This is a genomic window from Pseudomonas sp. R4-39-08, assembly GCF_003852275.1.
In the GTDB taxonomy this organism is placed as follows: Bacteria; Pseudomonadota; Gammaproteobacteria; order Pseudomonadales; family Pseudomonadaceae; genus Aquipseudomonas.
Genome location: NZ_CP027733.1, coordinates 160,264 through 177,205, shown reverse-complemented (window position 1 = coordinate 177,205; position 16,942 = coordinate 160,264). Strand labels below are relative to the sequence as shown.

Sequence of the window (16,942 nt, the reverse complement as noted above, 5' to 3'; positions counted from 1 at the left end):
GGACAAAAGCCCCGGTTTCGCTCGCTGTTTCGCAACCGCCAGGCAGCAAGCAACAACGGCGACTACGCTCTGCGATGGCGCCGGACCGATTGGCGTCCTCCCCCCTGTCTAGCCATCACAAGGATGAACGATCCATGGAAGTTTTCATCGGCACCATCCAACCCTTTGCGTTTGATTTCGCCCCCAGAGACTGGGCCCTGTGCGCCGGGCAAACCCTTGCTGTCAACCAGTACCAGGCGCTGTATGCCCTGCTCGGTGTCGTTTACGGCGGAAATGGCAGCGTCAGCTTCATGCTGCCTAACCTGCAAGGTCGAATGCCCATTGGTCAAGGCAGCGGCGCGGGGTTGTCGGCGCGCGTCATTGGCGAAATCTCCGGCACGGAATCCGTCACCGCCACCCTGCTCAACCTGCCTGCCCACACCCACGCCATGACACCACTCACCGCCACTACCTCGGTGCAACTGGCGAACACCTCCAGCAACCCGCTGACAGTACCCAGCGCTACCAACGCGTTTATCGGCGCTTCCGGCGGTGGGCCGGGCAGCGCCGCAATCTATTCAGACCAGCAGGGCGCCACGCCGGTCCCTCTGCAGGGCGTGAGCACCGCCGTGGCCGGAGGCACGATCAGTGTCGCCGGTCAGGGCCAGGCCTTGGCCACCATGAACCCTTACCTTGCGATCAATTTCAGCATTGCCTTGAACGGGCTTTTTCCGTCGCGCGATTAACCCCTGGCCGGGGCTCGCAGGCCCCGGCATCTCTGAAATGGAGCCTCACATGTTGAACCTGGTCACCCCGGAACACTTTCGACCGTTGCTTGATGGCACCGCCGTGCTTTACCTGCCCGACGGTTCGGCGCTGCCGATCCAGGTCCAAAGCCTCAGCGAGACCCCCAAAGCCACCTTGCCAGGCAGCCCGCGCGGGGCCTTCAGGGTGCTGCTCGAAAGCCTTGAACCCACGGATTTCGTCGACGGCTTATGCCGTTTACCGCTGGCGGACGCCTGCCTCGAACAGGTGTTTGTGTCCCGCGAGCCCGCCATGGGCCGCGACAGCGAGCGGGGTTATTTCTGCATCGTGTTCAACTGAGACGGGTACCACACCAACCGCTGCGCGGCGGGCGTCTGTTCTTCCACCCGAAACCCCAGCTCCAGGTAATGCCGGCACGCATGGGGGTTGCTCGCCCACACCACCGTGCACACCGGGCACATCACCTGCGTGGCCGCCTGCTGCACCCCTTGCAAAACCGCGCGGCCAAAACCCTGGCCACGCGCGGTGGGAATGAATGCCAGGTACAACACCCGGATTTCATGGGGCCCAAAGTCGGCACTCAAGGCGCCGATAGGCGTGTCCAGCTTTTCGATGACATAGTGCAGCGCACCGGGAAAATGCTCGTCCAGGCCCTTTTCCTGGACCTGGAATTGCTGGGCGACCACCTCCTCGACCAGCGCCTGCTCGCCATCAATCCACTGCAGATCCGCACGTGCCGAGCGGTAAAGGCGCTGCAAAAACGGCCCGTCGGTACTGCGTGAGGGGCGCATCACCAGGCCCTGCGCCAGGGCACCTTGCTTGTTCGACATTGCGTTCACTCCTAGAACCCGCTTTCCCGTACACCCAACGCCGCCGCCCGGCGCCAGGCCACGCCCAGCACCGACTCACTGCGCCCCTGCAGTATCACCACGCCGCGCAACGGCTGACGGGGCGTTGCAATCGCTTGCAGACTTTTCAAGCGTGCGCCGTATTGCGCCTGCACAGGCTCCGGGCGCTGGTTTTCATCGCGGCGCACGGCAATCGGCCCGTGGTGGTCCGAGGTCAGCGCCTCCTGGTCCAGGTAGGCCACACCGTTGGCGTCGATATCGATCAACTCCACCGGAATAGCCGCGTGCATCGGGTCATCGGCGATAAACCGTCCGGTCGCCCCCGGCGCCACTCGCCACAGCTCGGCCTCGGCGATGTAACCGCGCAGGCGGGCGCCTTCTTCCACCACCCGCGCCAGCGAATCCTTGGGCGACAGCCAGCGCCCCACGCTCAATTGCGGCAGCACATCGCGCACCGTACCGGCGTGAGGCGCGCGCAGCAGCAGGCGTTCGCGCTGGGCGGCCAGGCCACGGTATTCGGCGAGGGCTTGGGACAGGCGCTGATCATTGATGCCCGCGTCCACTGCCGTTTCACTGCGCCCGGCCTGGCGGCGCATCTGCAACTGCAAAATCTCCACTTCGCGACGCACGATACCTTGCCGGGCGTCGAGGTCCGGTGATTCCAGCTCGATCAGCACCTGGCCCTGGGTCACCTCTTGCCCGTCCCCCACCCGCAAGTGCTTGACCCGCGCCGCCACCGGCGCATGCAGCGCACTGGCGCGCCCGGCTTCGAGCATGGTCGGCAGCTCCACCGCGCTACGCCAGGGCACCACCAGCGCGAGCACCAACAGCACCAGGCCCAGGCTGCTGAGCATGACCCGCGGCGCATGCGCCTGGCTGCGTCGGCTCCACCATTGGCGCCACTCCTTGAAGATCGGCAGGCCGATAAACCACACCAGTTCCACGCCCATCAGGACGATCCCCAGCAGCTTGAAAAACAGGTGATACACCGCCAGGGCGATCCCTAAAAACAGCGCCGCGCGCCACAGCCACGCCAGGTAGCCCCACCACAATAGCCGGCGTTGCATATTCGGCGACCACGGCTCCGGTGCCGGTTCGCCATACCCGAACAGCAGCTCGCGCAAGCGCCAGCGACACAGCGCAAAGGCGCGACCTTGCAGGTTATCCACCTCCCACCAATCGCTGATCAGAAAGTAACCATCGAAGCGCATGAACGGGTTGAGGTTGATCGCCAGGGTGGTCAGCCAGGTGGCGCTTGCCAGCATGAACGCTGCCGTGCGCGCCGGGCCGTCCGGCAGCAGCGACCAGGCCAGCAGGGCGATGCACGCCAGCAACAACTCGGCCATGACCCCACCCGCCCCGATCATCAAGCGCGCGCGACGATCATTGACCCGCCAGGCGTCGCTTACGTCGGTGTAGAACATCGGCAGCAACACCATGAATGCCACGCCCATGCTCTGCACCCTGCACCCGGCGCGCTTGGCCATAAAGGCATGGCCGAATTCATGGCACAGCTTGGCAAAGAACAGCGCCACGCCAAACGCCAGGGCGCCGCCCAGGCTGAACAGATGCGGAAACGTCGCCACAAAGCGCTGCCAGTCGCGCGCGACCAGAAACACCCCAAGCGCCAAAATGATCGGCAAGCCGTAGCGCAGCAACCCAGGGCCAAAGCGCGCCAGCAGCGGCCAGGCACGGTTGAGAAACGCATCGGGGCGCCACAGCGGAATCCGGAAAAACAGGTATTGATGCAGCAGCACCTGCCACAGGCTTTGTTTGTGCGCGGCAGATTTGTAGAGGTAACTGGCGCGCTGCTGCGGGTCGAGGGCGGCGATCAGGTCGTGGGCGCGCAGAAAACCCAGCAGCTCATCCACTTCACTGCCGCCCAACGCCAGGCCCGGCTCGCGGTTGGCGGCCTGCAGGACTTTTTCCGGGTCACCCAGGGACCAGTGGCGCAGCAAGCGAATGGCGGTGGCGCCCAGTTTGAAATAGCGCCCGCGCACCGGGTCGGCCAGGGTCCAGCGCGGCGAACCGTCCAGGGCCGCGCCGGCGCTGGACAGTTGCAGGTCTTCACGCAGTTTGGGCAAGTCCATCAGAGGCCCACGCTCTGGCGCAGGCCTGCCAGCGGCCGCCGCAACAGGTACAGCGCCAGCGGCGCGCGCTCGCCAAACAGCTTGGCCGTGCCGCGCAAGCCGATACGCGGCGGTGCTTCGTCGAATTGCGCATCCAGGCGATAGGCGAGTTGGCCACCCGGTGTGGGCTGCGCTTCATAGGCTGCCCGTTGCAAGGTCGCCAGGTGGCGATGCAAAGGGTCGCTGTCGAGGAACAGCGCTACCTGGGCGTTCGGTTCCAGGGCGATCGCATCGCCTACCGCCAGCTCAATGCGCAACTCGGCCTGGTCGGGGTCGGCAATCTGCAACAGGCGCTCGCCGGTTTGCACGGGCTTGCCGGTCCAGCGCTCGGCGTCGGCGAAAACGGCGATACCGTCGCGCTCGGCGCGCACTTCGCTGCGCTTGAGCAGTTCGCGGGCGTAATCGCGTTCGGCGCGTTTTTGCTCGACCCGGGCCGCCAGCAGGTCGATACGCGAATTCGATTCGGCATCGGCAAAAGCTCGCTGCGCGCTGGCCTTCAACTCGGCCTCGGCCACGCCCAGGGCACGCGCCGACACGTCGGCCTGGGCCGTGAGTGTGGTGCTTTCGAAACGCAGCAACAGGTCACCGGTTTTTACCGCCTGGTTGGGCTTGACCAAAAACTGTGCAATCACCCCATCCAGCGGCGCCGCCACCACCTGCCCGGCCAGCGGCACCACTTCGGCGGGCGCCAGCACGGATTGGCGCACCGGAATCAGCAGCAACAGCAGCAAGGCGACCACCACCATCAGCTGGCGCTTGCGAGTCAGGCGCAACCGCCACGGCCGCTGCGGCTGCAGTGCATGCCAGGCATGGCTGCAGGTGTCGCCCAATTGCGCCAGCAACACTTGCTCGGCCGGATTCCACGGGGTATCTCGCGCCAGCCACAGGCCACCGAACACTCGGCCCTGGGGGTCGATCAACGGTAACCAGAACACCTGGCCGGCAGACAGGCTTTGCCAGTCCGCCCGCACCGCCTCGCTCAACTGCTCCGCCGGCACTACGCGTGCGGTCTGGGCCAGCGCCTGCTTGTGCAGCTGCGCCACCGCCTGCTCGACAAAGGCCACGAACGGCGCATTCGGGTCGACGTTACTCACGGCTGTCACCGCCTGCACCTTGCCGGCGATCAACAGTGCGGCATGCCGATAGCCGAACAGCGGCTGGCTGTCATTGACCAGGCTGTAGGCCAGTTGCTCGGTGGTGCGCGCGGCGCGGGTCTGGCGTTCCAGGTCCAGAAACTGCGCAAACACCCGCTCGCTGCTGCCCGGCATCGGGGCGTTCATTGCAATTGCGCAAAGTGTGCGGTGCCACTCATGCCTGCCATCAACCCGGCGGCGTTGGGTAAAGTGGCGACCAGCAGCAGCGTCTGGCTGCCCTCGTCAATGCGCGCGCCGAGTCGTTTGACCGTGGCGCTGAACGCCTGGCCGGTTTCATCGGGGGTAAAGGTGAAGGTCTGGCCGGGCTTGAGCTTGTCCATCCAGCGTGACGGCACCAGCAGGTGGATTTCCAGGCTGCGATTGTCGACGATTTCCAACAGCGGCGCCCCGGCCGATACGCTTTCATAGCGCTGCACCTTGCGCTGCACCACCTGGCCGTCATACGGCGCCAGCACGCTGCAACGCTTGACCTGCACCTGATAGACCTGGGACTGGGCCTGGGTTTCGCTGAGTTTGGCTTCGGCGCGGGCCACTTCAAAGCGCCCGACTGAATTGAGCGCCGCCAGCTGTTTGTTGTGGGCCAGCTCTTCACCGGCGCCACGGCTGGCAGCCTGGGCGGCATTCAATTGCGCCTGGTAGGCCGAGCAATCGAAACGCGCCAGGGTGTCGCCCTTCTTGAACGACTCGCCCTCACTGAACGGCAGTTCGACGATGCGCCCCGACAACTCGCTGGCCAGCATCGCCTGGTCGCGGGCCCGTAACACGCCGCGCGCCTCATCAGTGCCGGCCGCAGCCGCCGGCGGGTGATCCAGCAAGGGGTCGTCCGCCATGGCGACAGGCGCCACGCCCATCACGCAGGCAACACTCAACAGCCATAGCCGCAATAGCTTCATACGATCCTCCCTGATGAAGAATGCAGTCTATGTCAGCAAGGTTAAAACGCCACTACCCTCAATCGGACAAATCCGTGATTTGTGTGAGCGTTCACCGAAGCTGGCGTCGGATCACGCTATGATTGCCGTCCTCCAAGGACCCAGGATCAAGGACACGTCATGCGCATCGGTTTTTTGTCACCTCTGGCACTGGCCCTGCTGGCCGGTATTCCCCTGGCGGCCCAGGCCAGCTCCGACGACTCGTGCTATCCCGATTGGCGGGTGTCGCGTGACAGTCTCGAACCCTGCAGCAACCAACCCTTTCTCAGCCCAGGCAACGATAGCCGGGTAAACCTGCGCCTGTTGCTGGCCGACAAAAAGGCCGCACCCCTGGCGCCGAATGCCCTGGGCGAAGACGACCTGGCCCAGGGTTTCGGCCCGGTGCCGTTTCCGGTGTATCGCCTGGTGCCGGTTCCGGCCGCAGAGGACGAACCCGATAACCAAGCGGACGATTCGCGCACCGCCGAGCTCGACACCCTGCTCGCGCCGCTGGGCATCAAGCGTGAGGAGTACAAGACCGCAGGCGAAGCATTTCTCGATGGCGAAGGCAGCCGCTGCCGCAGCAACGCTGATGACAGCGCCACCGCGTTTATCAGCCAGGTGATCAAGGCCGATATGCCGCCCGCCGAGCGCGACCTGCTGGTGAAAGCACGTCTGCAGCTGCTGACCACCTGTGACTGGGACGGCCAGGTGGTGGATGCGCAGCTGACCCCTTCGGCCAGCGCCCAACTGTTTCGCACTTATCTGCAGGCCGCCGCTGACTTCTACAGCGGCCGCTTCGGTAACGCCGAGCGCGGTTTCGCCGCCGCCGCGACCAGCGAGGTGCCCTGGCTGAAGGAAACCGCGCTGTACATGACCGCGCGCACCTCGCTGAACCAAGCCCAGGCCGAAGCCTTCGACGAATACGGTGTGCCCCAGCGCGAGCATGTGGACAAGGCCGCGTTGAGCGACGCTGAAGAAGGCTTTCTCGGCTACCTGAAAACCTACCCGCAGGGCGCTTACGTCGCGTCCGCCCGCGGCCTGCTGCGCCGGGTGCACTGGCTGGCGAGTGACGAGACCAAGCTCGCCGCAGACTTCACCTGGCAATTCACCGAAGCCAGCGACGCCCAGCACAATGTGAGCGTGGACGCGTTGGTGGAAGAAGCCGACCTCAAATTGCTGATGGCCAGCAACCAGGCGGCCAACAGCCCGATGCTGCAACTGGTCAGCGACCTGATGGCCATGCGTGCCCATACCCCGCCCCTCTTGAGCCGTGAAGCCCTCGACAAGCAAAAGAGCACCTTCGCCAACGAGCCGGCCTTGTTCGACTACCTGCAAGCGGCGTATGCCCTGTATGTCGAGCACCAACCCGACACGGCCCTGAAGCATCTGCCGACGGACCTGCCGCCAAACCTGGATTACTTCGCCTTCAGCCAGCAGACCCTGCGCGCCCTGGCCCTGGAAGCCAAGCAAGACTGGAAAGGCGCCGAAGCGCTGTGGCTGCAACTGCTGCCGCTGGCCAAGCAACCGCTGCAACGCGACCAATTGGAGCTGGCACTGGCGATGAATTACGAGCGCAGCGGCCAACTGGCCAAGGTGTTCGCCGCCGACTCGCCGATCAGTGCCAGGCAGGTGCGATACATCCTGCTGCGCAACGTGGCCGGTCCCGACCTGTTGCGCCAGCAGATCGCCAAGGCCAACGATTCCACTGAACGCCAGACCGCCCAATTCGTGCTGCTCTACAAAGACCTGCTGCACCGCCAGTTCGCGACCTTCGCCGACGACCTCAAGCAGGCCTCGCTGTCTGACGACAAACTCGGCACCAGCCTGGGTTACACCTACAGCGGCGGGCAAAGCCTGAAGTTGTTCCAGTGGAACGGTGACAAGGCCGAATCCGGCTATGCCTGCCCGAGCGTCGCGCAAACCGCCGCGACCTTGCAAAGCGACGCAAAAAACCCGCAAGCCCTCAACTGCCTGGGGGAATTCATCCTGCGCAATGGCCTGGACGGCATGCCGCTGGAGCAAGCTCGCGCCACCGGCAGCCTTGGCAGCACCGCCTCGGAGTTCAAAGGTGAAACCTTCTCGCGCCTGGACGGCTACCAGCAGGTGATCACCAATGCCAAGGCGCCCAAAACCGACCGGGCCTACGCGCTGTTTCGCGCGATCAATTGCTACGCGCCGGCCGGCTACAACAGCTGCGGCGGCGAAGACGTGGCACCGGCCGTGCGCAAAGGCTGGTTCCGCCAGCTCAAAAGCGGTTTCGCCGACACCCAGTGGGGCAAATCGCTGCAGTACTACTGGTGAAAATGCTGTGGCTGGGCCTGCTGTTGCTGGCAAGCCCGGCCTTCGGTGCTGTTGACGCCCGTAACTACGACGCCTTCTGGCTGTGGAGCGGCGTCGCGCCCCAGCCGGTGCTCAAGCAGGCCAAGACCCTGTACATCCTGCAGGGCCAGATCAACTCCACCCGCCGCGCGCCGCAACGCGGTGTGCAACTGATGGCCCAGGGCATGAACGTGCCGCGCATTACCCAGGGCGACATCTGGGTGGTCTACCGCGCCCATACTCTGCGATGGCCGGAACAGGTCTACACCCAACTGCTTGGCCAGGTGCAACGCTGGCGCGAGGCGGGCAACCCGGTGGTCGGCATCCAGATCGACTTCGACGCCCGCACTCAATACCTGCACGAATACGCGGCCTTCCTGCGCGACCTGCGCCAACGTCTGCCGACCGACCTGCGCTTGAGCATCACCGGCCTGTTGGACTGGAGCAGCAACGCCGACCCCGCCGCCATCGCCCAGCTCAAGGGCGTGGTGGATGAAGTGGTGGTACAGACCTATCAAGGGCGGCACAGCATCCCCGACTACGCCGCGTATTTGCCCCGCATGAACCGGCTGGGTGTGCCGTTCAAGGTCGGCCTGATTCAGGGCGGGGACTGGCAAGCGCCGGAGTATTTACAGGGGAGTGAGTGGTTTCGGGGGTATGTGGTGTTTTTGCAGAACCGGTAAGTCCTCCGACAGGGAAAAATCCGCATCGAGCTGGAGTTTATGCACACTGGCTTAAACAGAGTGGATGATATAAGTTACTCTTACCGCATTAAAGGGTGATATATCATGCAAGCGTCGGGCAAGCCGAACCCTCACAAAGGGTACATCTCAGAGCGAAGCGATGAGCTGATGAAAGGTATCGGAAACGGTATCGAAATAGCCCGTGTTCGTCGTCGGCTGAAAATTTCCACCATATGCAGCCGCGCGGGTATCACCCGGCAAACGTATCAACGACTGAGACAGGGAGAAGCCGGCGTATCCCTCGGTGTACTGATGAATGTGCTCAGCGCGATGGACCTGGAGGAAGGGATGGCGAGCATCGCATCGCCAGACCTTGACCAGGTTGGGATAACCCTGAGCCTCGCCCGTGAGCCTGACCGAATTCGCACAGAAGGAGACCCTCATGTCCTGGAAGCCGATTGGTAATGCATTTGTTTTTTCGGCTCACTCAGTCGGTGATCCGGTCCCCGTCGGTGAAGTGGCGATGCACGGGGGCGGGTTCGTTTTTCGCTACGCGAACAGCTGGCTCGCAAGACCCAACGCATTCGCGATTGACCCGCTGAATTTGCCACTGACCTCTAACCAATATTCCTCCACGCGCATGTTTGGGGTGCTTGACGACGCCACTCCGGACAATTGGGGCCGGCGTGTTCTGCTGGCCACTCACAAGCAGCATCCACAAAACGACATAGAATGGCTGCTTGCCTCGCGGGGTGCCGGGGTTGGATGCCTGCTTTTCAGTGCTTCACGACATCTGTTACCTACCCTGCACCAGCCGCCACAATTTGAAGATCTCGAAAAAATCATGGTGGGCCTCGATCAAGTCGAGAAAGGCGATGTAGACCTCCCTGCGGAAATCGCACGGCTATTCGAGTTCGGAAGCTCTATGGGCGGCGCCAGACCCAAGGTCACCGTGACTCATGAAGGTAAGGAATGGATTGCCAAGTTCGGCCGTAGCGACGATGTTTTCGATCAGCCCCGTGCTGAATTTGCCAGCCTGCAAATGGCGAACGCGGCGGGTCTACCGGCAGCGGGGCACAAGTTGGTCGAGGTAGCCGGCAGGCCGGTATTGATGGTCGAGCGCTTTGACCGGCATGAAGGAACGGGCCGCGAGCACTATGTCAGCTGCAACTCTTTGGTAAGCGCCGAGAAGCCGAGAATGCGCGTTGGCGCGGTTGATAGTGACGTTTCCTATTCCAGAATCGCCGACGTTTTGAAGAAGGTCAGCGACGATGCAACGCTCGACATGCGTGAACTTTATCGACGCATGGCATTCAATGTGCTCATCGGAAATAGCGACGACCACCTGAAACAAACCGGACTGCTGTTGACCAGCTCGTCGGGCTACTCCCTTGCGCCAGTATTTGACGTGCTGCCCCATCCGACGCAACTAGGCTTGCAGGCGCTGATCATCGGGAATGAAGGAAGGGTATCGTCTATCAGCAATTTGCTGAGTACGCCCGAGCGCTTTGGCTTGGGAATGGATGAAGCAAGATCCATCGTCACTGACGTCTATGCCGTCGTGCGAGAAGCCTCCGGCTTTTTTGAGGCCACAGGCTGCAGCAGTGCCGATACCAGCATGCTTTCCAAGGTATGCACCCGGTTTGAAACGCAGCTGATGGCATGACCCGGGTGCGCAGCCGAAGACGACCTCACGTCCGTCCTATTGCGCATCTGAACGCGCCAGTGGATACACCGACTCCCAGCCGCCACCCAACGCTTTATACAAGCCCACCATCGCCAACGACACACTCGTAGAGCTTTCCACCCACTGTTCCTGGGTCGCCAGCAGCGCGCTTTGCACGGTGAGCACGTTGACGAAATCCGCCACGCCTTCGACGTACTGGTGTTGTGCGGTGGTCAAGGCGATCTGGTTCTGGCGCACGGCTTCGGCGAGGCTGTCGCGGCGCAGTTGGCTGGCGTTGTAGCGGGTCAACTGGTCGTCGATTTCATGCCAGGCGCGCAGCACGGTTTGCTGGTAGGCCAGCGCCGCTTCCTGTTGCTGGGCTTCGCGCAGATTCACCATGCCTTGCAAGCGCCCGCCGTTGAACAGCGGCAGGCTGAACTGCGGGCCGAAGGCAAAGGCGCGCGAGCCCCAGGAGCCGAGATCCGCGAGCTGCATGGCCTGGGAGCCGAGGCTGCCGGACAGGGTGATGCGCGGGTAGAAATCGCCCTTGGCCACGCCGATGCTGGCGGTGGCGGCGTGCAGGCGGGCTTCGGCCTGGCGGATGTCCGGGCGGCGCTCGGCCAGTTCCGACGGCAGGCCGATAGCGACCTGGCGCTGGGTCTGCGACACGGCGGCGTCCTTGGACAGTTGCGCGTGCAGGGCTTGCGGAGGCTCGCCCATCAGCAGGCTCAGGGCGTTGATCAACTGGTCCTGGCGCTGCTGCAAATCCGGCAGGCGCGCTTCGATGGCGGCGACCTGGGCGGCGGCTTCGGCCACGTCCAGGTCGGTCGCCACGCCATCGGCCAGGCGCAGTTGCGAAAGCTTGAGGCTGTGGCGGGCGACGTCGAGGTTCTGCTCGGTGACGGCGCGGGTGTTTTGTACGCCACGCAGTTGGATATAGTCCTGGGCGGTCTCGGCCAGCACCGACAGCAACACGGCGCGGCGGTCGTTTTCCGCGATTTCCAGGGTGGCGTCGGCGGCTTCGGTCTCGCGCTTGACCCGGCCCCAGAAGTCCACTTCCCAAGCGGCGGAAAAGCCCATGTCCCACTGGTTGAACGCCGAGCGGCCGTTCTCGCCGGAGGGGTCGTTCAAGCCTCTGCCACTGTTGCGCTTACGCTGGTAAGCGCCGCCCGCGTCGACGTTGGGGTAACGTTCGGCGGTGGTTACCTGGCGCACGGCGCGACTTTGTTGCAGGCGGCTGCTGGCCAGTTTCAGGTCGAGGTTATCCCTGAGGGCGCGGCGTGTGAGGGCCGACAGTTGCTCGTCGTGGAATACGTCCCACCAGCGCTCTTGCAACGGGTCGCTGGTGGCGCGACTGGCCGCCTGACGCCCCTGGGGCTCAGTCCATTGGGCCACAGACGGACCCTGCGGCCGCTGGAAATCCGGGCCGACGGTGCAAGCGCTCAAACTGATCAGGCTCAGGGTGAGCCAGGCGAGATGTCTCATTGCTGGGCCACCTCATGTTGTTGTGCGGCGGCGTGGGTGTCGACACTGGCTTCCACCGACATCCCTACGCGCAAGCGTTCGGTCAGCGGTTGGTTTGGCTCAAGCACAATCTTCACCGGAATACGCTGCACCACCTTGGTGAAGTTACCGGTGGCGTTGTCCGGCTTGACCGAGGCAAAGGTCACCCCCGTGGCAGGCGCCAGGCTTTCCAGATGGCCGTTGAGCAACTCGCCATCGAGACTGTCGACCCGCACCTGCACGGCTTGGCCGGCCTGCATGTGAGACAGTTGCGTCTCCTGGAAATTGGCCACGACATAGGCTTGGGCCAGCGGCACCACGGCGAGGATCTTGCTGCCCGGCGTGACATAGGCGCCCACCCGTACCGCACGCTCACCGACCATGCCGTCCACCGGCGCGACGATGCGGGTGTAGGACAGCTGATAACTGGCCATTTCCAGCGCGGCCTGTGCACGCTTGAGACCGCCTTCGGCAGCGTCACGCTGGGCGGTGAGAATTTCCACTTGCTTGCGTTCGGCTGCCAGCACCGCCGTGGATTTGGCCAGGCGCGCGGTGGCCTGGTCGATGCGGGTCTTGGCTTGCTGGGCGTTCTGCACGGTGCCCGCGCCGACGCCGGCGAGGTGGTTGTAGCGGTTCAGTTCGTGTTCGGCAAACGCCACTTCGGCGCGATCGGCCGCCACGGTGGCTTGGGCCTGGGCGATCACCGAGCTTTGGCGTTCAAGGGTCGCGGTGGCGTTTTTCAGTTGGGCCTGGGCGACCAGGGTGTCGGCGTCGGCAGCCTGGGCGGCGGCGCGAAAGTCACGGTCGTCGATCAGCGCCAACAGCTGGCCGGCCTTGACGCGCTGGTTGTCTTCCACCAGCACGTCCTTGATGAACCCGGCAACGCGGGGTGCAACCAGGGTGAAATCGGCGGCGACGAAGGCGTCGTTGGTGGTCTGGCGCTGGCTGCCCAGGATGCCCGGCGCAACCAGGTACACCAGCACGCCCACGGCAAATACGGCGATGACGGAGACGGCAATTTTGTCTTTGCGTTTCATGAGAAATCCTTGGGGTCAGGTCGGTGCACGAGGCGGGAAAATCCGCGTGGGCATCCAGAAAATCAGCAGGATCAACGCCACCGCGACACCGGCCATGACGACATACAGATCCGAAGAGGTGAGCACCACGGTCTGCTCGTGCAGGCGGTGCGCCAGGCCCGGCGCGTCGCCGTCGGCCAGGGGTGAGTTGCCCAGGCGGTCCACCAGCATGCTCGAGTGGAAATGCCCGCGCTGGGTGGTCAGCGTATCCAGCACCGCCGTGGCGATCACGGCGGACAGACCCTTGACGGTGTTGAACCACGCCGAGGCGAACGGCCCTTCGATGGGTTGAATACTGCCGGTGGACAGCATCAGCAACGGCAGAACCGCCATCGGTTGACCAAAGATCTGCAGCAGGTACCAGCCATAAAAATCATCGCGAATCCACGCCGAGGTCAGGTGCGAACTGCCGATGCAGCACACCACCAGCATGCTCAGGCCAATGCCCAGCACCCAGCGGCAATCGACCCAGCGCAGATTGCACAGCGCCGCCACCAGCGGCAGCGCGATCAACTGCGGCAGCGCCATCAGCAACATCACCGGCGCGGTTTGCAGTGGCCGGTAGCCCTGGACCTGGGCGAGAAAACTCGACGGGATGATGATCACCGAGGTCAGCACCATCAACACCCCGGCCAGTACGATCAAGGCGAACGACAGGTTGCGCAGGCCGAGCATCTGCAGCTTGAAGAATGGCAGCGGCTGCGACCATTCGTTGAGCATGAACAGCACCAGCAGCAGCGCGCCGCCACTGAGCAAAAAGGTGATCAGGCCCGACTCGAACCAGTCCAGGCGATTGCCTTGCAACAGGCCGATCACCAGCATGCAGATCGCCGGGAAGCCCAACAGCAGACCACGCCAGTTGAACTGTTTGAAGCGTTCCAGGCGCAGCGGATCCTGCGGCAAGCCGTAGGCCACGGCGGCCATCGCCAACAGGCACGGCCCGACGATCTGCCAGAACGCCCATTGCCAGCCGACGTATTCGGTCCACAGCGCCGCCAATGGCGTGCCCAGGCTCGGGCCGAAAGTGGCCGTCAACGCATAGCCGGCCAACCCGTACAGTTTGACGTTGGCCGGCAGAAAGCGTAGCGCCACGGTCATCAACATCGGCGGCAACGCGCCACCGGCCAGGCCTTGCACGGTGCGCAGCAGCAACAGGCTTTCGTAGTTCGGTGCAAACGGGCAAAGGATGCCGAGCAGCGTGAACACGCCGATGGCGCCCAGGGTGAAACGCCGCAGGGAGAGCGTCACCGCGCACCACGGCGCGAATGCCATGGCTGCGACGGAAGTGGCGGTGTACGCCGCGACCAGCCAGGTGCCTTCGTCAAAGCCGATGTACAGCGCACCCCGGATATCGGCGAGGGCGACCTTGGTCACCATTTCGTTGAGGCCAGACACCAGCACCGCCAGCAACACGCCGACCAGGCCGATGATGATGCGCGGGCCGAACACCGGAGGGCTGGGCGCAGTGGGTTTGGCTGCGGCCTCGAAGGCGGGGGCAGCGAGGGAAGTCATGGACAAGTAACTCGGAATGGGAATACCCGAGCAGTTTAATCAGGCAAATGCATGACAAAAAGTGACTTGTTGGCAGGTTATAAGTGCGTCATACGCAATCCACCGGGTAATGCGGGGCATTTAATGTGGGAGGGGGCTTGCCCTAATGCCGGTCAGTTAAGAAGTAGCAGGAGCGAGAACTAACTTGTGGCGAGGGAGCTTGCTCCCGCTGGGGCGCGAAGCGGCCCCAAACAATGGGACTGCTGCGCAGTCCAGCGGGAGCAAGCTCCCTCGCCACAGGTTCGGTGTCGCCTTAACTAACTGGCATTAGGGCTTGCCCCCTGCCACATTTGATTTCAGCTGGGCTGGGCTTCCAGCCAGGTGGCGTGGCAGCTCTCGCGCATGGTCTCGCGCAGCCATTTGTGCGCCGGGTCTTTGTCGAAACGCGGGTGCCAGGATTGCGCCAATACCAGGGTCGGCAGCGAAATCGGCAAGGCGAACGAGCGCAGCGGCAGCTTCAGGCGCCGAGCACTCAGGAGGGCTTCCTTGGGCACCGGCAACAGCAGGTCGGAGTCGGGCAGCATGAACATCGCGCCGTGAAAGCCGGGGGCGATCATTGCCACGTGGCGCTCCAGGCCCTGGGCATTCAAGGCGGTATCGATGGGCCCACGGGCGATGCCGCGTCGCGAGATACTGATGTGGGAATAGCTGGCAAACCGAGCGGCGGTGATCTCTTCGTCGAACAGCGGGTGATCTTCCCGGGCCAGGCCAACAAACGTGGTCGAGAACAGGTTCTGCACCTTCACTTCAGGCCCGGCCGGCATGGTATTGCTCACCCGCAGGTCCAACCGCCCTTCGCGCAGCGCTTCATCGTCGGTGTCGCCTTCGGGCACGAAGCGCAGTTCGCAGAACGGCGCCGCGCGTTGCAGGGTGTCGAACAGCCGACCGCCATACACGCCGATGAAAAAGTCATTGGCGCGCACGCTGAAGCGGCGGCGCAAAGTGCTCAAATCGACCTGGTCCGCCGAGCGAAACAACAACGCCGCCTGCTCCACCACGTTGCGCACCTGGCCTTGCAGCTCTAGCGCTTTGGGCGTCGGCACCAGGCCGCGGCCGGCGCGCACCAGGATCGGATCACCCACCGCCTCGCGAATACGCGTGAGGGTACGGCTCATGGCCGCCGGGCTCAGGTTCATCCGTCGCGCGGCGCCCACCACGCTGCCTTCATCGAGCAACGCGTCGAGGGCGACCAGCAGGTTCATGTCGGGAAGTTGCATGCCAAGCACTCGTGTTCGGTCGGGAGTGAACTGGACGCAATCCTAGCAGGCTTTAGCGGTTCAGAACGGCGCGTCGCCCTGGATGGTGGTGCGGAACAACTTGCGGCGCAGGTGGCTCGGGCAACCGGCCGCCAGGTGGATCAGCGAGCGGTTGTCCCAGAACACCAGGTCATGGGGCTGCCACTGGTGGCGGTAGATGTTCGCCGGCAGCACGCTGTGGGCGTAGAGCTGGGCCAGCAGGTCGCGGCTTTCGTCCTCTGGCAGGCCGACGATGCGGGTGGTGAAGCCCGCGCTGACGAACAGGGCCTTGCGGCCGTTTTCCGGGTGGGTGCGCACGATCGGGTGCTCCACTTCGGCCACTTGGGCGAGCTGTTCAGGGGTCAGGGTGGGACGCCAGTTGCCCTCGAATTTGCTCTCGCTGTAACGCGCGGTGTAGGAATGCGCGGCGCGGCGCCCTTCGACGGCGTTGCGCAGGTGCTCGGGCAGTTGCTCCCAGGCCTTGTGCATGTCGGCAAACAGCGTGTCGCCGCCTTCGGACGGCAGTTCCTGGGCATGCAGCATCGAGCCCAGGCTGGGCAGCTCCTTGTACGACAGGTCCGAGTGCCAGAATTTGCCCGCATCGCCCAGGCCGATGGACTGGCCGTTTTCGATGATGTTGGAGACGATCAGGATCTCCGGGTGATTGGCCAGCAGGAACTGTTTGAGCACATGGATTTGCAGCACGCCAAAGCGGCGGCTGAAGGCGATCTGTTGTTCGGGGGTGATGCGTTGGTCGCGGAACACGATGACGTGGTGGTCCAGGTGTGCGCGATGGATGCGGGCGAAGTCCTGGTCGTTGAAGGGTTGGGATAGATCCAGGCCGATGATTTCGGCGCCGACACTGCCGGAGAAGGGGCGGATGTCGAAGGTTTGGTTGATGGTGGACATGGGGTTCACTTCCGGCAGACAGGGGAGTGAATTTATAGGTCTAAGAATGGAAGTTTAAATACTGTTAGGGCATATCCATATGCTTTGGTGATGCTGATGGCCTCATCGGGGGCAAGCCCCCTCCCACATTTGAATGTGCTCACAAATCAAGTGTGGGAGGGGCGGTGCGACGATTCGACTTGCTCCCGATTGGGCCGGCAAGAGCGATAGA

General features: G+C 63.6%; 15 protein-coding genes. 6 read left to right on the top strand and 9 right to left on the bottom strand.

The window, feature by feature from the left end; translation table 11 throughout:
- The first annotated feature begins 134 nt into the window (after window positions 1-134).
- Window positions 135-725, top strand: a complete 591-nt coding sequence (locus C4J88_RS00740; protein WP_124360699.1) for a phage tail protein — start codon at window positions 135-137, stop codon at window positions 723-725.
- Window positions 726-774: 49 nt separating this feature from the next.
- The gene (locus C4J88_RS00735) at window positions 775-1,083 is read left to right on the top strand and encodes a hypothetical protein (protein WP_124405949.1); all 309 of its coding nucleotides are present in this window, start codon (window positions 775-777) and stop codon (window positions 1,081-1,083) included.
- Here the strand turns inward: C4J88_RS00735 and C4J88_RS00730 are convergent.
- From C4J88_RS00730 to C4J88_RS00715, 4 genes are read right to left on the bottom strand one after another with little or no spacing between them, the layout of a single operon-like run.
- Window positions 1,059-1,574, bottom strand: a complete 516-nt coding sequence (locus C4J88_RS00730) for a GNAT family N-acetyltransferase (protein ID WP_124405948.1) — start codon at window positions 1,572-1,574, stop codon at window positions 1,059-1,061. The genes C4J88_RS00735 and C4J88_RS00730 overlap by 25 nt on opposite strands.
- A gap of 11 nt (window positions 1,575-1,585) precedes the next feature.
- Entirely contained in the window at window positions 1,586-3,682 is a 2,097-nt protein-coding gene (locus C4J88_RS00725; RefSeq protein ID WP_124405947.1) for a biotin/lipoyl-binding protein, read from the bottom strand.
- Window positions 3,682-5,001, bottom strand: coding sequence for an efflux RND transporter periplasmic adaptor subunit (locus C4J88_RS00720; RefSeq protein ID WP_124405946.1), 1,320 nt, complete (start codon window positions 4,999-5,001; stop codon window positions 3,682-3,684). Before C4J88_RS00720 ends, C4J88_RS00725 begins: the two co-directional genes overlap by 1 nt.
- Window positions 4,998-5,768: an efflux RND transporter periplasmic adaptor subunit gene (locus tag C4J88_RS00715; RefSeq protein ID WP_124402629.1), complete on the bottom strand. Its 771-nt coding sequence runs from the start codon at window positions 5,766-5,768 to the stop codon at window positions 4,998-5,000. Before C4J88_RS00715 ends, C4J88_RS00720 begins: the two co-directional genes overlap by 4 nt.
- Before the next feature lie 159 nt (window positions 5,769-5,927).
- Between C4J88_RS00715 and C4J88_RS00710 the strand changes: the two genes are divergently transcribed.
- From C4J88_RS00710 to C4J88_RS00695, 4 genes are all read left to right on the top strand, one after another.
- Window positions 5,928-8,090, top strand: a complete 2,163-nt coding sequence (locus C4J88_RS00710; RefSeq protein WP_124405945.1) for an outer membrane assembly lipoprotein YfiO — start codon at window positions 5,928-5,930, stop codon at window positions 8,088-8,090.
- Window positions 8,087-8,791 carry a DUF3142 domain-containing protein gene (locus C4J88_RS00705; RefSeq protein WP_124405944.1) on the top strand — a complete coding sequence of 235 codons (705 nt, stop codon included), beginning with the start codon at window positions 8,087-8,089 and terminating at the stop codon, window positions 8,789-8,791. Before C4J88_RS00710 ends, C4J88_RS00705 begins: the two co-directional genes overlap by 4 nt.
- Window positions 8,792-8,896: 105 nt before the next feature.
- Window positions 8,897-9,256: a helix-turn-helix transcriptional regulator gene (locus tag C4J88_RS00700; protein WP_124365330.1), complete on the top strand. Its 360-nt coding sequence runs from the start codon at window positions 8,897-8,899 to the stop codon at window positions 9,254-9,256.
- Complete coding sequence (locus C4J88_RS00695) at window positions 9,234-10,457, top strand: type II toxin-antitoxin system HipA family toxin (protein WP_124365329.1); 1,224 nt, start codon at window positions 9,234-9,236, stop codon at window positions 10,455-10,457. The genes C4J88_RS00700 and C4J88_RS00695 overlap by 23 nt, the downstream gene beginning before the upstream one ends.
- A 36-nt stretch (window positions 10,458-10,493) precedes the next feature.
- Here C4J88_RS00695 and C4J88_RS00690 read toward each other — a convergent pair whose 3' ends face one another.
- From C4J88_RS00690 to C4J88_RS00670, 5 genes are all read right to left on the bottom strand, one after another.
- Window positions 10,494-11,942, bottom strand: coding sequence for an efflux transporter outer membrane subunit (locus tag C4J88_RS00690; RefSeq protein WP_124405943.1), 1,449 nt, complete (start codon window positions 11,940-11,942; stop codon window positions 10,494-10,496).
- Window positions 11,939-12,997 carry an HlyD family secretion protein gene (locus tag C4J88_RS00685; RefSeq protein ID WP_124365327.1) on the bottom strand — a complete coding sequence of 353 codons (1,059 nt, stop codon included), beginning with the start codon at window positions 12,995-12,997 and terminating at the stop codon, window positions 11,939-11,941. Before C4J88_RS00685 ends, C4J88_RS00690 begins: the two co-directional genes overlap by 4 nt.
- A gap of 15 nt (window positions 12,998-13,012) precedes the next feature.
- Entirely contained in the window at window positions 13,013-14,548 is a 1,536-nt protein-coding gene (locus tag C4J88_RS00680; protein ID WP_124405942.1) for an MFS transporter, read from the bottom strand.
- Between the two features lie 335 nt (window positions 14,549-14,883).
- Complete coding sequence (locus tag C4J88_RS00675) at window positions 14,884-15,804, bottom strand: LysR family transcriptional regulator (protein ID WP_124405941.1); 921 nt, start codon at window positions 15,802-15,804, stop codon at window positions 14,884-14,886.
- Between the two features lie 60 nt (window positions 15,805-15,864).
- On the bottom strand, window positions 15,865-16,731 hold the full coding sequence (locus C4J88_RS00670) for a TauD/TfdA family dioxygenase (protein WP_124405940.1): 867 nt from the start codon (window positions 16,729-16,731) through the stop codon (window positions 15,865-15,867).
- Between the last annotated feature and the right edge of the window lie 211 nt (window positions 16,732-16,942).

What these genes read in the sequence shown, in the direction of transcription:
- C4J88_RS00725 (WP_124405947.1), bottom strand. Translation starts at nt 3,682, where the DNA reads ATGGACTTGCCCAAACTGCGTGAAGACCTGCAACTGTCCAGCGCCGGC.
- C4J88_RS00670 (WP_124405940.1), bottom strand. Translation starts at nt 16,731, where the DNA reads ATGTCCACCATCAACCAAACCTTCGACATCCGCCCCTTCTCCGGCAGT.
- C4J88_RS00690 (WP_124405943.1), bottom strand. Translation starts at nt 11,942, where the DNA reads ATGAGACATCTCGCCTGGCTCACCCTGAGCCTGATCAGTTTGAGCGCT.
- C4J88_RS00715 (WP_124402629.1), bottom strand. Translation starts at nt 5,768, where the DNA reads ATGAAGCTATTGCGGCTATGGCTGTTGAGTGTTGCCTGCGTGATGGGC.
- C4J88_RS00695 (WP_124365329.1), top strand. Translation starts at nt 9,234, where the DNA reads ATGTCCTGGAAGCCGATTGGTAATGCATTTGTTTTTTCGGCTCACTCA.
- C4J88_RS00685 (WP_124365327.1), bottom strand. Translation starts at nt 12,997, where the DNA reads ATGAAACGCAAAGACAAAATTGCCGTCTCCGTCATCGCCGTATTTGCC.
- C4J88_RS00740 (WP_124360699.1), top strand. Translation starts at nt 135, where the DNA reads ATGGAAGTTTTCATCGGCACCATCCAACCCTTTGCGTTTGATTTCGCC.
- C4J88_RS00735 (WP_124405949.1), top strand. Translation starts at nt 775, where the DNA reads ATGTTGAACCTGGTCACCCCGGAACACTTTCGACCGTTGCTTGATGGC.
- C4J88_RS00730 (WP_124405948.1), bottom strand. Translation starts at nt 1,574, where the DNA reads ATGTCGAACAAGCAAGGTGCCCTGGCGCAGGGCCTGGTGATGCGCCCC.
- C4J88_RS00675 (WP_124405941.1), bottom strand. Translation starts at nt 15,804, where the DNA reads ATGCAACTTCCCGACATGAACCTGCTGGTCGCCCTCGACGCGTTGCTC.
- C4J88_RS00720 (WP_124405946.1), bottom strand. Translation starts at nt 5,001, where the DNA reads ATGAACGCCCCGATGCCGGGCAGCAGCGAGCGGGTGTTTGCGCAGTTT.
- C4J88_RS00710 (WP_124405945.1), top strand. Translation starts at nt 5,928, where the DNA reads ATGCGCATCGGTTTTTTGTCACCTCTGGCACTGGCCCTGCTGGCCGGT.
- C4J88_RS00700 (WP_124365330.1), top strand. Translation starts at nt 8,897, where the DNA reads ATGCAAGCGTCGGGCAAGCCGAACCCTCACAAAGGGTACATCTCAGAG.
- C4J88_RS00680 (WP_124405942.1), bottom strand. Translation starts at nt 14,548, where the DNA reads ATGACTTCCCTCGCTGCCCCCGCCTTCGAGGCCGCAGCCAAACCCACT.